Genomic DNA, 12735 nt, shown 5'->3' on the forward strand with positions numbered 1-12735 from the left:
AACGCCTCAGAAAGTTACGCCGGCGCACAGGATCACGTTCGCGTAAGGCGAACACTCCCCGCTGCGGATCACCGCCCGGCTGTGCTCGGTTTGCGCTTTAAACGCCTGATGGCTGATATAACGCACGCCGATGGTATTGCCCTGGCGTTGGCCCAGTGCGGTCAGTTCAGCCAACAATGCCTCGTGGAGCGACGGATTTTGTTTCACGATTTCTTCCGCCAGGATGGCGCTTTCTACCTGCATCTCTTGGGTGACCGCCGCGAACACCTGCATAAAGGTCGGCACGCCCTGCGTCAGCGCCAGATCGATGCGCTGCGTCACCGCCGGTATCGGCAAACCCGCATCGCACAAGGTGAGCTGATCGGTATGCCCCAACCGGGCAATCACGGCAGACACGTCGGAATTCAGTAATACGCCTTTTTTCATCTTCTCACTCCGCTAGCGAAACGTTTCGCTCTCTGGAGGAGTGTAAAAAAACGGCAGGGGAAGGCAACCCGGACAATGCAGAAGTGTGATCGCTATCGAAACGTTTCGTTCGCGCACGGAGAAAGCGCAAACAAAAGGGGCTCAGCCTAGCTGAGCCCCTGTCAGGCGGGTTAGATCTCGACCTGCGTGCCGAGCTCGATGACCCGGTTCGGCGGGATTTCGAACTGATCCGGCGCGCGCAGCGCATTGCGGCTCAGAGCAACGAACAGTTTGCCGCGCAGGTAGAGGTACCATGGCCGCTTGGTGAGGATCAGCGATTCATGGGACATGAAGAACGACGTCTCCGACATGCGGCACGGCAACCCTTCCAGCCCGCAGCGGTGGAACACTTCCTCCACGTTCGGCGTTTCGCGCCAGCCGTAGCTGGCCACCACCCGCCAGAAGGTCGGCGACAGCTGCTCGATGGTCACCCGGCGCACGTTGTGCACGTAAGGCGCATCCTCGGTGCGCAGCGTCAGCAGCACCACGCGCTCGTGCAGCACCTTGTTGTGCTTCAGGTTATGCAACAGCGCAAAAGGAATGACGTTAGTGGCGCGCGACAAGAAGACCGCGGTGCCCGGCACCCGTACCGGCGGCGATTTCTCCAGCGAGGCAATCATCGCCTCCAGCGAGTTGCCGTGCTCATGCAGACGACGCAACAGGCGGAAACGCTCGCTCTTCCAGGTAGTCATAATGATGAACATCACCAGCGCCAGGGTCAGCGGCAGCCAGCCGCCGGAGAACAGCTTCAGGGCGTTGGCGGAGAACATCGGCACGTCGATGATCAGTAAGATGGTTACGATGCCGATCGCCAGGAAGCGGTTCCAGTGCCAGTTATTAATCGCCACCGAAGTGACCAGTATGCTGGTCAGCACCATGGTGCCGGTGACGGCGATGCCGTACGCCGCCGCCAGGTTGCTGGAGTGTTCGAAGCCGATGATCACCAGCACCACGGAGATATACAGCGTCCAGTTGATCACCGGAATGTAGATCTGGCCGGATTCCATTTCCGAGGTGTGAATGATGCGCATCGGCGACAAATACCCCAGGCGCACCGCCTGGCGAGTCAGCGAGAAGACGCCGGAAATCACCGCCTGCGAGGCGATGACCGTTGCCAGGGTTGCCAGAATCAGCAGCGGGATCAGCGCCCAGTCGGGCGCCAGCAGGAAGAATGGGTTTTTGATCGCTTCAGGGTTTTTCAGCAGCAACGCCCCCTGGCCGAAGTAGTTGAGCACCAGCGAAGGCAGCACCACGGTGAACCAAGCCAGGCGGATCGGGAACTTGCCGAAGTGCCCCATGTCGGCATACAGCGCCTCAACGCCGGTGATCGACAGCACCACCGCCCCCAGCGCGAAGAACGACACCTTCTTATATTCCATAAAGAAGTTGAGCGCCCATTTGGGATTCAGCGCCTGCAGCACTTCCGGGTTCGAAATGATGCTGCGCGCGCCCAGCACCGCCAACACGATGAACCACAACAGCATTACCGGGGCGAACAGCTTGCCGACGCTGCCGGTGCCGTGTTTTTGGATAACGAACAGCAGGGTCAGCACCAGAATCGAGAGCGGCACGATATAGGCGTCGAGCGCAGGCGCGGCGATTTCCAACCCCTCTATCGCCGACATCACCGAGATCGCCGGGGTGATCACCACCTCGCCATAGAAGAAGCTGCCGCCAATCAGGCCCAGTATCACCAGCACTGCGGTGGTGCGCGCCGAGGTATTGCGCCCGGCCAGCGACATCAGCGTCAAAATGCCGCCTTCGCCGGCGTTGTCCGCCCGCATCACGTAGGTGAGATATTTGAGGGAAACGATCACGATCAGCATCCAGAAAATCAGCGACAGGAAGCCGAAAACCACGTCTGGACGAACATCGAAGCCGTAATGGCCGGAGAAACACTCTCTCAACGTATAGAGAGGACTGGTGCCGATATCACCGTAGACCACGCCGATGGCAGCCAGGGTTACCGCCGATAGGGACTGCTTATGCTCTGCGCTCATAATTCGTTTCTTTATCAGAACATCCGTTAGCGATGCATCCGCATCAGGCAAAATACGGGCTCAAAGATCCGTCACGCCCACCAGAAAGCCGCACAGTATGCACCATTTATACGGCTTGCCTACCCTTATATCAGAGCCGAAAAATAAACAAAATGTGAACCGGATATCCGACTCAACTGAGAAAATTTTTACTAATCAATAAGCTATACCATTAAAAATAATGGTGGTTTATCATCGAATTATCGACCAAGATTGGCTAACTCTCGGACAATACGACGATTATATGACGCCATCATCCCTTCTGGCAGAACGAATTTCCCGCCTCAGCAGCGCGCTGGAGAGCGGCCTTTATGAGCGGCAAGAGGCGATCCGCCTGTGCCTGCTGGCGGCGCTGAGCGGCGAAAGCGTATTCTTGCTCGGCCCGCCCGGCATCGCCAAGAGCCTGATCGCGCGCCGGCTGAAGTTTGCCTTCCGCAACGCTCGCTCTTTTGAATACCTGATGACGCGCTTTTCCACGCCGGAAGAGGTCTTCGGCCCGCTCTCGATTCAGGCGCTGAAAGATGAAGGGCGCTATCAACGCCTGACCGCCGGCTATCTGCCAGAAGCGGAGATCGTGTTTCTGGACGAGATCTGGAAGGCCGGCCCGGCGATCCTCAACACCCTGCTGACGGCGATCAATGAACGGCGTTTTCGCAACGGCAACAGCGAAGAACCGATCCCGCTGCGCCTGCTGGTCACCGCTTCCAACGAACTGCCCGAAGCGGACAACAGCCTCGAAGCCCTGTATGACCGCATGCTGATTCGCCTGTGGCTGGACAAGGTGCAGGATAAACAGAATTTCCGCTCGCTGCTGGTCAACCGCCAGAGCGAAAGCCAAAACCCGGTGCCGGCGGCGCTGAGCGTCAGCGACGAAGAGTTTCTGCAGTGGCAGCCGCAGATCGATAAGGTGGCGCTGCCGGAAGCCTGCTTTGAGCTGATTTTCCAACTGCGCCAGCGGCTGGACGCGCTGGAACAGGCGCCGTACGTCTCCGATCGGCGCTGGAAGAAAGCCCTGCGCCTGCTGCAGGCCTGCGCCTTCTTCAGCGGGCGCGACGCCATCGCCCCGCTCGATCTGATGCTGTTGAAAGACTGCCTGTGGCACGATCTCACCTCGCTGAAGCTGCTGCAACAGCAGATCGATCAACTGCTGACCGAATCGGCCTATCAGCAGCAGTCGATGTTGATCCAACTGCAACAGATCCATACCCGCTGGATGCAGGACCAGCAGCAACAAAGCGACCGACAGGCCATCAGCCTGGTGAAAAAAGGCGGGATGTTCAGCCGCAAACCGCAATACGCGCCGGCCACGCCGTTCGCCGGCGGCACCCTCACCCTGCTGCTGCAAAAACCGCTGCAGCTGCATGACATTCAGGTCAATCATCTGAGCATCGAAAGCAGCGCGCTGGACAACTGGCTGCAAAAAGGCGGCGACGTGCGCGCCAAGCTGAACGGCATCGGCTTTGCGCAGCCGATCGACCTGGAAGTGGACGATCAACTGCACCTCACGGTGTTGGACGTCAGCCGCCAGCCGTCGCTGCTGGCGCTGCCGGGCAAACAGGCTACCGCTACGCCGCAGGCGCTGCTGGATGAAATGGACGCATTGGCCCAGCGCCTGGCGGAACAGCGCCGCGCCTTCAGCCAACATCAGCCCTGCCTGTTCACGTCCGCCGCCGGTCTGGCCAAGATCGAAGCCAGTTTGCTGCAGGTCGCGGAACAGGTTAAACAGCAACAGCAGCAAATGCGCGGCCAGTAACCATGCTCAGTCTGGAGACGCTCGATCTGCTGCTGGCGATCACCGAAGGCGAGATGATCGAGGAGATGATCGTCGGCATGCTGGCCGCGCCGCAGCTGTCGGTATTCTTTAAAAAGTTTCCGGCCCTACGGCGGGCGCTGGATCGCGATCTGCCGCGCTGGAAGCTGCAGCTAAAGGAGCGTTTGCAGGAGGCCATGGTGCCGCCGGCGTTGGCGCAGGAATTTTACCGCTACCAACAGTGCCAGCTGGAGAACAATACCCAGTTCTATCACAACCTCAACGACACGATGGAGCTGCTGCGCCAGCTGGTTTCCCCGTTTTATGAACAGGCGCGCGCGCTGGTGGACGCCGCCGATCTGCCCAATCATCCGTTGGACGACAGTTTTCAAACGCTGTTTCTGCAGCGCTGGCGCATCAGCCTGACGCTGCAGGCCACCATGCTGCACCACCAGTTGCTGGAACAAGAGCGTGAGCAGCTGATGGCGGAACTGCAGGAACGCCTGGCGCTGAGCGGCGCGCTGGAACCGCTGCTGTCGGAAAACGACACCGCCGCCGGCAGGCTGTGGGACATGAGCAAAGGCCAGCTGCAGCGCGGCGATTACCAGCGGCTGGTGGAGTACGGCAACTTTTTGCAGCAGCAGCCGGAGCTGAAAAAGCTGGCGCAACAGCTGGGCCGCAGCTATCAGGCCAAAGCGGTGCAGCAACAGGACGCGCAGCCGGAGCCGTTCAGGGTTATGGTGCAGGTGCCGGCCACGCTGCCGGAAGAAGTGAGCGGCATTCATCAAAGCGACGACATTCTGCGCCTGCTGCCGCCGGAGCTGGCGACGCTGGGGATTGAAGAGCTGGAATTCGAGTTTTATCGCCGCCTGCTGGAAAAGCGACTGCTGAGCTACCGCCTGCAGGGCGACGTCTGGCAGGAACAGATCCTGATCCGTCAGGTCACCCACCAGCAGCAGGATCAGCAGCCGCGCGGGCCGTTTATCGTCTGCGTGGACACCTCAGGATCGATGGGCGGCTTCAACGAACAGTGCGCCAAGGCGTTCTGTCTGGCGCTGCTGCGCATTGCGCTGGCGGATAACCGCCGCTGCTACATCATGCTGTTCGCCAACCAGATCGTACATTACGAACTCACCGCCGCCAGCGGCATTGAGCAGGCGGTGCGTTTTCTCGGCCAGCAGTTTCGCGGCGGCACCGATCTGGCGGCCTGCCTGAACGCCACCGTCACCAAAATGGCGGAGAGCGGCTGGTTCGATGCCGATGCGGTGATCATTTCTGATTTTATCGCCCAGCGGTTGCCGGAGGAGGTAATAAAGAAGGTGAAACAGCAGCAGCAAAGCCACCAGCAGCGTTTCCACGCGGTGGCGATGTCCGCCTACGGCAAACCCGGCATCATGCGCATCTTCGATCACATCTGGCGCTTCGATACCGGGTTGAAAAGCCGGTTGATGCGCCGCTGGCGGCGCTAGGCAGAATCAGAGCAGGCCTTCAACCGCGCCGCGCACTTCCGGTGACCACACGCCGCACTGCACCTGGCCGATATGCGACAGCTGCAACAGCAACATCACCAAACGCGACTGACCGATGCCGCCGCCGATGGTCTGCGGCATATCGCCGCGCAGCAACGACTGATGCCATTCCAGCTTCATGCGATCTTCATCGCCAGTCAGCGCCAGCTGATGTTTCAGCGCCGCGGCGTCGACGCGGATGCCCATGGAAGAAAGCTCGAAAGCGTCCTGCAGCACCGGGTTCCACACCACGATATCGCCATTCAGGCCCGCCAGGCCATCCGCCGTCGGCGTGGTCCAGTCATCATAATCCGGCGCACGCACATCGTGCGATTTGCCGTGCGACAGCTTGCCGCCGATGCCGATCAGGAACACCGCGCCCAATTCTTTGGCGATCGCCCGCTCACGCCCTTTGGCGTCCAGATCCGGATAGCGCTGCAGCAGGGTTTCGCTGTGCACGAAGTGGATCTGTTCCGGCAGGAACGGGGTCAGGCCATGCTCACGGCTGACTTCCGCTTCCGTCGCCTTGATCGCGGCGTAAATGCTGCGCACGGTACTTTTCAGATAGTCCAGACCGCGCTCACCGTCGCCCATCACCCGCTCCCAGTCCCACTGATCGACGTACACCGAGTGGATTGGCGTCAGGCGGTCTTCATCCGGGCGCAGCGCCTTCATATGGGTATACAGGCCTTCGCCGGCACCGAAATCGTAGCTGCCCAGGGTTTTGCGTTTCCATTTCGCCAGTGAGTGCACCACTTCGAAGGTGGCGTCCGGCAAAGTTTTGACTTTGACCTGCACCGCTTTCTCGCTGCCGGAGAGGTTATCCTGCGTGCCGTCGCCCAGGCGGCTAAGGATCGGGGCCTGCACTTCGATCAGACCGAGCTGCTGTTCCAGCTGGCGGGAGAAGAAGGATTTGACCTGGCTGATTTGTTGTTGTTTTTGGATAAACTGTTTTTTCATTGCCGTATCTCTTGTAAACCTGTCTCTGTTGCCATCGATTAAGCAACAAAACGATACGCCAATTCAATATCCGTTAATCAATATTGCCTTTTCACTTTTAATCGTTCATTTTTACCCGGACTGAATTCAACAATCGTTAATTAATGGGGGATTAAATGGCGGAAATTTATCAGATCGATAATCTCGATCGCGGCATCCTCAACGCCCTGATGGACAATGCGCGCACACCGTACGCCGAACTGGCGAAAAACTTCGCCGTCAGCCCCGGCACCATTCACGTGCGGGTGGAGAAGATGAAACAGGCCGGGATCATCACCGGCGCGCGTATCGACGTCAGTCCCAAACAGCTGGGCTACGACGTGTGCTGCTTTATCGGCATCATATTAAAGAGCGCCAAGGACTACCCTTCGGCACTGAAGAAGCTGGAAAGCCTGGAGGAAGTGGTGGAAGCCTATTACACCACCGGCCATTACAGCGTCTTTATTAAAGTGATGTGCCGCTCGATCGACGCGTTGCAACAGGTACTTATCAACAAGATCCAGACCATCGACGAGATCCAGTCCACCGAAACGCTGATCTCGCTGCAGAACCCCATTATGCGCACCATCGTGCCGTAACCCGCCAAATTGCATACCCACATTATCCACAGGTAGATCCCAGCCGATTCACAGCGTACAATGCAGCCACTTTGAGTGAGAAGGTTGGGATCGTTGGTTCATGGCAGACATTACTCTGATCAGTGGCAGTACGCTTGGCAGCGCCGAATACGTGGCTGAACATTTGGCTGAAAAGCTGGAAGACGCCGGCTTCTCTACCGAGATGCTGCACGGCCCTGAACTGGATGAACTGCCGTTGAACGGCCGCTGGCTGGTGGTCTCTTCCACGCACGGTGCCGGCGAACTGCCGGATAACCTTCAGCCGCTGTTGGAACAGATCGCTGAGCAGCAGCCGGATCTTTCCGAGGTGCAGTTCGGCGCCGTCGGTTTAGGCAGTTCGGAATACGACACCTTCTGCGGTGCGATCAAACAGATCGACGATCTATTGATCGCCAGAGGCGCTAAAAGGATCGGCGATCGTCTCGAGATCGACGTGACCGAGCATGAAATTCCCGAGGATCCGGCCGAGGAATGGGTAAAAAACTGGATTAATTTACTCTAATTCGTCTAAAGATCGTGCGAACGATTGTGGATAACTAAGCTTAAAAGCAGGGTAAAAGCCGTAGTTATCCCAATAACAACCGTAGTGCGCTTTTTGTCCTGTGTATAACAAGCCTTTTAGATCCCAGCTTATCTGCGTCGGGATCACCGATCATTCACAGCAAACGATCCTCCTTAATCTGCTGATCTTCATCGTGAATAGTCACTTATCCACAGAGGATCGCGATCCTAATAAGAGATCTAATAAAGAGATCTTTAAATAAAAAAGATCTTCTTTTAATTACCGACGATCCTGACCACTTGGTCGATCGTCTAAACTTGAGTAGAATCCCCGACCCCAGGGCAAATACGATAGTTCGCAATACGGCGAGGTGCAGTTCCATGTTTTATCCAGATCAATTTGACGTCATCATCATCGGTGGTGGCCATGCAGGTACCGAGGCCGCCATGGCCGCGGCGCGCATGGGACGTCAGACTTTATTATTGACACACAATATCGACACGCTGGGACAGATGTCCTGTAACCCGGCGATTGGCGGTATTGGTAAAGGGCATCTGGTTAAGGAAATTGATGCGCTCGGCGGCCTGATGGCGACAGCGATCGACCACGCCGGCATCCAGTTTAGGATACTAAACGCCAGCAAAGGCCCAGCCGTTCGCGCCACACGCGCTCAGGCGGATCGCGTGTTGTATCGCCAGGCTATCCGTACCGCGTTGGAGAACCAGCCCAATCTGATGATCTTCCAACAGCCGGTTGAGGATCTGATCGTCGAAAACGATCGCGTCGTGGGCGCCGTCACCCAAATGGGCCTGAAATTCCGCGCCAAAGCGGTGGTATTGACCGTAGGCACCTTCCTGGACGGCAAGATCCATATCGGCCTGGAAAATTACAGCGGCGGCCGCGCCGGGGATCCGCCTTCGATCTCGCTGTCTCAGCGTTTGCGTGAACTGCCGCTGCGCGTCAACCGCTTGAAAACCGGGACACCGCCACGCATCGACGCCCGCACTATCGATTTCAGCGTACTGGCGCCGCAACACGGCGATACGCCGGTGCCGGTATTCTCGTTCCTGGGCGATGCCAGCCAGCATCCGGAACAAATGGCGTGCTATATCACTCATACCAATGAGAAAACCCATGACGTGATCCGCAATAACCTCGATCGCAGCCCGATGTATGCCGGGATCATCGAAGGGATCGGCCCACGTTACTGCCCGTCGATCGAAGACAAGGTCATGCGCTTTGCCGATCGCAACGCGCACCAGATCTTCCTCGAGCCGGAAGGCCTGACCAGCAATGAGATTTACCCTAACGGGATCTCCACCAGCCTGCCGTTCGATGTGCAGATGCAGATCGTCCGTTCGATGGAAGGAATGCAAAACGCGCGTATTATTCGCCCTGGTTATGCTATCGAGTACGATTTCTTCGATCCGCGCGACCTGAAACCGACGCTGGAAAGCAAATTCATTCAGGGGCTGTTCTTTGCCGGTCAAATCAACGGCACCACCGGGTATGAAGAAGCCGCCGCACAGGGGCTGCTGGCCGGTCTGAACGCCGGTCGCTTCGCTGCCGAACAAGAAGGCTGGGCGCCACGTCGCGATCAGGCTTATCTCGGCGTGCTGGTGGACGACCTCAGCACCCTCGGCACCAAAGAACCGTACCGCATGTTTACCTCACGCGCCGAGTATCGTCTGATGCTGCGCGAAGACAACGCCGATCTCCGCCTGACGGAAAAAGGCCGTGAACTCGGCCTGGTGGACGACGTGCGTTGGGCGCGCTACAGCGAGAAGCTGGAGCGGATCGAACGTGAGCGTCAGCGCCTGCGCGACATCTGGATGCATCCGCATGCCGAGAACGTCGAACAGGTCAATGCGTTGCTGAAAGCGCCGCTGTCACGCGAAGCAAACGGCGAAGAGCTGCTGCGCCGTCCGGAAATGGACTACGCGCAATTGACCGCCACCGAGGCCTTCGCGCCGCCGTTGGACGATGTACAAGCCGCCGAGCAGGTTGAGATCCAGGTCAAATACGAAGGCTACATCGCTCGTCAGCAGGAAGAGATCGAAAAACAGCAGCGCAACGAGAACACCGTGTTGCCGTTGGATCTCGACTACCGTCAGGTTTCGGGGTTGTCGAACGAAGTGATCGCCAAACTGAACGATCACAAACCGAACTCCATCGGCCAGGCTTCACGCATCTCCGGCATTACGCCGGCGGCGATCTCGATTTTGCTGATTTGGCTGAAAAAGCAGGGGCTGCTGCGCCGCAGCGCATAAATCCCGCATCCAGGCGGCCGTTTGCTCAACCCGTAGCCAAACGGCCGCTGACATCACCTGCGCGCTGAATTATCATAGGCGCCTCATTGCGCCAGCTAACCATCCGCTGGTCGTTCAGCGCCTGCCAGAGGATCCGTTGTGCAAAAAAAATTAGACTCGCTGCTCGCGGCAGCAGGCATTGAGCTGCCCGATCAGCAGAAACAGCAGCTGCTGGGCTATGTCGGCATGCTGGATAAGTGGAACAAGGCTTATAACCTCACGTCGGTGCGCGATCCGCAGCAAATGCTGGTGCGCCACATCCTCGACAGCATCGTGGTCAACCCGCATCTGCAGGGATCGCGTTTTATCGATGTCGGCACCGGCCCCGGTTTACCGGGCATTCCGCTGGCGATCGTGCGTCCGGATGCGCATTTCACGCTGCTCGACAGCCTGGGCAAGCGCGTGCGTTTCCTGCGCCAGGTGCAGCATGAACTGGGCCTGAACAATATCGAGCCGGTTCAGAGCCGCGTTGAAGCGTTTCCGGCCGAGCCGCCGTTCGACGGCGTGATCAGCCGGGCGTTCGCTTCGCTGCAGGATATGCTGTCCTGGTGCCATCACCTGCCGGCGAAAGGGCAGGGGCGTTTTTACGCATTGAAAGGCGTGCGCCCGGATGAAGAATTGGCGCACCTGCCGGAGGGCGTTAGCCTGGAGTCTATCGTGCGGTTGCAGGTGCCTGAACTGGAAGGCGAACGCCATCTGGTGGTGCTTAAGGCAAACTGAGTTTGTTTTTGATCAAACAAGCGTGAATTAACGGTAGTACGGCGTGTAAAGGTAAGCAGGCTAATTAGTTGGTCGCTTTTTTTAGTTAATTTACTTTCTATTAACACAAAAAACGCGGCTAATTAGCGACAATAGAGTAATTGCAATTAGAAATAGTCACGTTAGCAATCATGTGCGAAAGATTGGCCTTTGCTGCTAATGTTAATTGGCTGTTGGAATATTGCCCCGTTGCTTGTCAATAAAAGGTTTTCATCGGGTATACGGATTGTTTTTGAACAGTTAACTGATAATGTTTTGATTTATATAATCTTTTGATCGCTCAAATTGCTAAAGACGGTTTGATTGTCCATCGGCTATAAATCAGTGAAGGGCATTATTGTGATCGGCTTCGCGTTTCTAAACGCAACGCTGGAATAATCAGACAATTAAATGCGCCCTATTATTCCGACCGTTTTCTTGTGAAAATAGGCTGGAATAGGGAAATTTAAATAATTGTTCACCTTTTCGCTACTTATCGATTGAATTCGTTGGTATGCCCCGTATAATTTGCTCGTTTTTTGCTGCTTGACTCAGGACAGCAAAAACAGTTGTATACGTCACTCAGCATACCCCCTCTGGGGTACGGAGAGAACAAACGTCATGTCTGTGTCCCTATACAGCGGGAAAGTCGCACGCAAACTGCTGTTTTTGCAGTTAATGACTTTTGTTCTGATCAGCGTTGCTTTCTGGCTGAAAAGCCCGGAATGGAGCGCTTCGGCGTTGGCAGGCGGTCTCGCCGCCTGGTTGCCGAGTGCAATGTTTATGCTGTTTGCCTTGCGCCATCAGGCGCAAACGCCGGCGCCCGGTAGGGTTGCCTGGTCGTTCGCCATCGGCGAGGGGCTAAAGGTCGTGATCACCATCGTTTTGCTGATCGTGGCGCTGGGGGTGTTCAAGGCGGAGTTTATACCGCTTGGCCTGACCTATTTAGCGGTGTTAGTGGTGCAGATAGTGGCACCGGCCGTGATTAACAGTTACCGAACTTAACTAAATAAGGGTAAGAGGCATCATGTCTGCAGGAGAAGTCTTGACTCCACAGGAGTATATCGGTCACCACCTGACGCAGCTTCAGGTCGGGACTGGGTTCTGGTCGATCAACATCGACTCGATGTTTTTCTCCGTCGTCCTCGGGGCGCTTTTCCTGGTGATCTTCCGCAAAGTGGCCAAAAACGCCACCAGCGGCGTGCCGGGTAAACTGCAAACCGCCGTGGAGCTGGTAGTCGGTTTCGTCGACAGCAGCGTGCGCGACATGTACCACGGCAAGAGCAAGGTGATTGCGCCGCTGGCGCTGACCGTGTTCGTCTGGGTGTTCCTGATGAACCTGATGGACTTGCTGCCCATCGACTTCCTGCCTTACGTTGGCGAACACATCCTCGGCCTGCCTGCGCTGCGCGTCGTGCCTACCGCCGATGTGAACGTCACGCTGTCGATGGCGCTGGGCGTGTTTATCCTGATTCTGTTCTATAGCATCAAAATGAAAGGCGTTGGCGGGTTCGTTAAAGAGTTGACCATGCAGCCGTTCAACCACCCTGTATTCATTCCTATCAACCTGATTCTTGAAGGTGTCAGCCTGCTGTCCAAACCTGTTTCACTGGGTCTGCGACTGTTCGGCAACATGTATGCGGGTGAGTTGATCTTCATCCTGATTGCCGGCCTGTTGCCGTGGTGGTCACAGTGGGTCCTGAGCTTGCCTTGGGCTATCTTCCACATCCTGATCATTACGCTTCAAGCCTTTATTTTCATGGTTCTGACGATCGTCTATCTGTCGATGGCATCTGAAGAGCACTGAT

11 protein-coding genes are annotated in these 12735 nt (G+C 56.9%); 8 read left to right on the top strand and 3 right to left on the bottom strand.

Annotated elements, in window-relative coordinates; translation table 11 throughout:
• Positions 1-6 precede the first annotated feature (6 nt).
• Positions 7-426, bottom strand: coding sequence for a D-ribose pyranase (gene rbsD, locus ACP3TA_RS05615; protein ID WP_033652331.1), 420 nt, complete (start codon positions 424-426; stop codon positions 7-9).
• Positions 427-596: 170 nt separating this feature from the next.
• A complete protein-coding gene (gene kup / locus ACP3TA_RS05620; protein ID WP_015379467.1) occupies positions 597-2465 on the bottom strand; it encodes a low affinity potassium transporter Kup in 1869 nt (622 codons plus the stop codon).
• A 283-nt stretch (positions 2466-2748) separates the two neighbouring features.
• On the opposite strand from kup, the gene ravA reads away from it, so the two are divergent.
• Both ravA and viaA read left to right on the top strand, forming a co-directional pair.
• Positions 2749-4257 carry an ATPase RavA gene (gene ravA, locus ACP3TA_RS05625; RefSeq protein WP_089197564.1) on the top strand — a complete coding sequence of 503 codons (1509 nt, stop codon included), beginning with the start codon at positions 2749-2751 and terminating at the stop codon, positions 4255-4257.
• A gap of 2 nt (positions 4258-4259) precedes the next feature.
• Complete coding sequence (gene viaA / locus ACP3TA_RS05630) at positions 4260-5723, top strand: ATPase RavA stimulator ViaA (RefSeq protein ID WP_004933781.1); 1464 nt, start codon at positions 4260-4262, stop codon at positions 5721-5723.
• A 6-nt stretch (positions 5724-5729) separates the two neighbouring features.
• Here viaA and asnA read toward each other — a convergent pair whose 3' ends face one another.
• Positions 5730-6722, bottom strand: a complete 993-nt coding sequence (gene asnA, locus ACP3TA_RS05635; protein WP_033645159.1) for an aspartate--ammonia ligase — start codon at positions 6720-6722, stop codon at positions 5730-5732.
• A gap of 155 nt (positions 6723-6877) precedes the next feature.
• On the opposite strand from asnA, the gene asnC reads away from it, so the two are divergent.
• The 6 genes from asnC to atpB all read left to right on the top strand — a co-directional run bounded on the left by asnC (position 6878) and on the right by atpB (position 12734).
• Positions 6878-7339: a transcriptional regulator AsnC gene (gene asnC / locus ACP3TA_RS05640; protein ID WP_004933786.1), complete on the top strand. Its 462-nt coding sequence runs from the start codon at positions 6878-6880 to the stop codon at positions 7337-7339.
• A gap of 100 nt (positions 7340-7439) precedes the next feature.
• A complete protein-coding gene (mioC, locus tag ACP3TA_RS05645; RefSeq protein WP_015379470.1) occupies positions 7440-7880 on the top strand; it encodes an FMN-binding protein MioC in 441 nt (146 codons plus the stop codon).
• 380 nt (positions 7881-8260) lie between these two features.
• Positions 8261-10150: a tRNA uridine-5-carboxymethylaminomethyl(34) synthesis enzyme MnmG gene (gene mnmG / locus ACP3TA_RS05650; protein WP_033645158.1), complete on the top strand. Its 1890-nt coding sequence runs from the start codon at positions 8261-8263 to the stop codon at positions 10148-10150.
• 138 nt (positions 10151-10288) lie between these two features.
• On the top strand, positions 10289-10909 hold the full coding sequence (rsmG, locus tag ACP3TA_RS05655; protein WP_025304738.1) for a 16S rRNA (guanine(527)-N(7))-methyltransferase RsmG: 621 nt from the start codon (positions 10289-10291) through the stop codon (positions 10907-10909).
• A 639-nt stretch (positions 10910-11548) separates the two neighbouring features.
• On the top strand, positions 11549-11932 hold the full coding sequence (gene atpI / locus ACP3TA_RS05660; protein ID WP_004933796.1) for a F0F1 ATP synthase subunit I: 384 nt from the start codon (positions 11549-11551) through the stop codon (positions 11930-11932).
• 22 nt (positions 11933-11954) lie between these two features.
• A complete protein-coding gene (gene atpB, locus ACP3TA_RS05665) occupies positions 11955-12734 on the top strand; it encodes a F0F1 ATP synthase subunit A (protein ID WP_015376132.1) in 780 nt (259 codons plus the stop codon).
• Position 12735: the final 1 nt, after the last annotated feature.

This window comes from Serratia sp. 2C06, assembly GCF_050037615.1.
In the GTDB taxonomy this organism is placed as follows: domain Bacteria; phylum Pseudomonadota; class Gammaproteobacteria; order Enterobacterales; family Enterobacteriaceae; genus Serratia; species Serratia ureilytica.

What these genes read in the sequence shown, in the direction of transcription:
- rbsD (WP_033652331.1), bottom strand. Translation starts at nt 426, where the DNA reads ATGAAAAAAGGCGTATTACTGAATTCCGACGTGTCTGCCGTGATTGCC.
- kup (WP_015379467.1), bottom strand. Translation starts at nt 2,465, where the DNA reads ATGAGCGCAGAGCATAAGCAGTCCCTATCGGCGGTAACCCTGGCTGCC.
- ravA (WP_089197564.1), top strand. Translation starts at nt 2,749, where the DNA reads ATGACGCCATCATCCCTTCTGGCAGAACGAATTTCCCGCCTCAGCAGC.
- viaA (WP_004933781.1), top strand. Translation starts at nt 4,260, where the DNA reads ATGCTCAGTCTGGAGACGCTCGATCTGCTGCTGGCGATCACCGAAGGC.
- asnA (WP_033645159.1), bottom strand. Translation starts at nt 6,722, where the DNA reads ATGAAAAAACAGTTTATCCAAAAACAACAACAAATCAGCCAGGTCAAA.
- asnC (WP_004933786.1), top strand. Translation starts at nt 6,878, where the DNA reads ATGGCGGAAATTTATCAGATCGATAATCTCGATCGCGGCATCCTCAAC.
- mioC (WP_015379470.1), top strand. Translation starts at nt 7,440, where the DNA reads ATGGCAGACATTACTCTGATCAGTGGCAGTACGCTTGGCAGCGCCGAA.
- mnmG (WP_033645158.1), top strand. Translation starts at nt 8,261, where the DNA reads ATGTTTTATCCAGATCAATTTGACGTCATCATCATCGGTGGTGGCCAT.
- atpI (WP_004933796.1), top strand. Translation starts at nt 11,549, where the DNA reads ATGTCTGTGTCCCTATACAGCGGGAAAGTCGCACGCAAACTGCTGTTT.
- atpB (WP_015376132.1), top strand. Translation starts at nt 11,955, where the DNA reads ATGTCTGCAGGAGAAGTCTTGACTCCACAGGAGTATATCGGTCACCAC.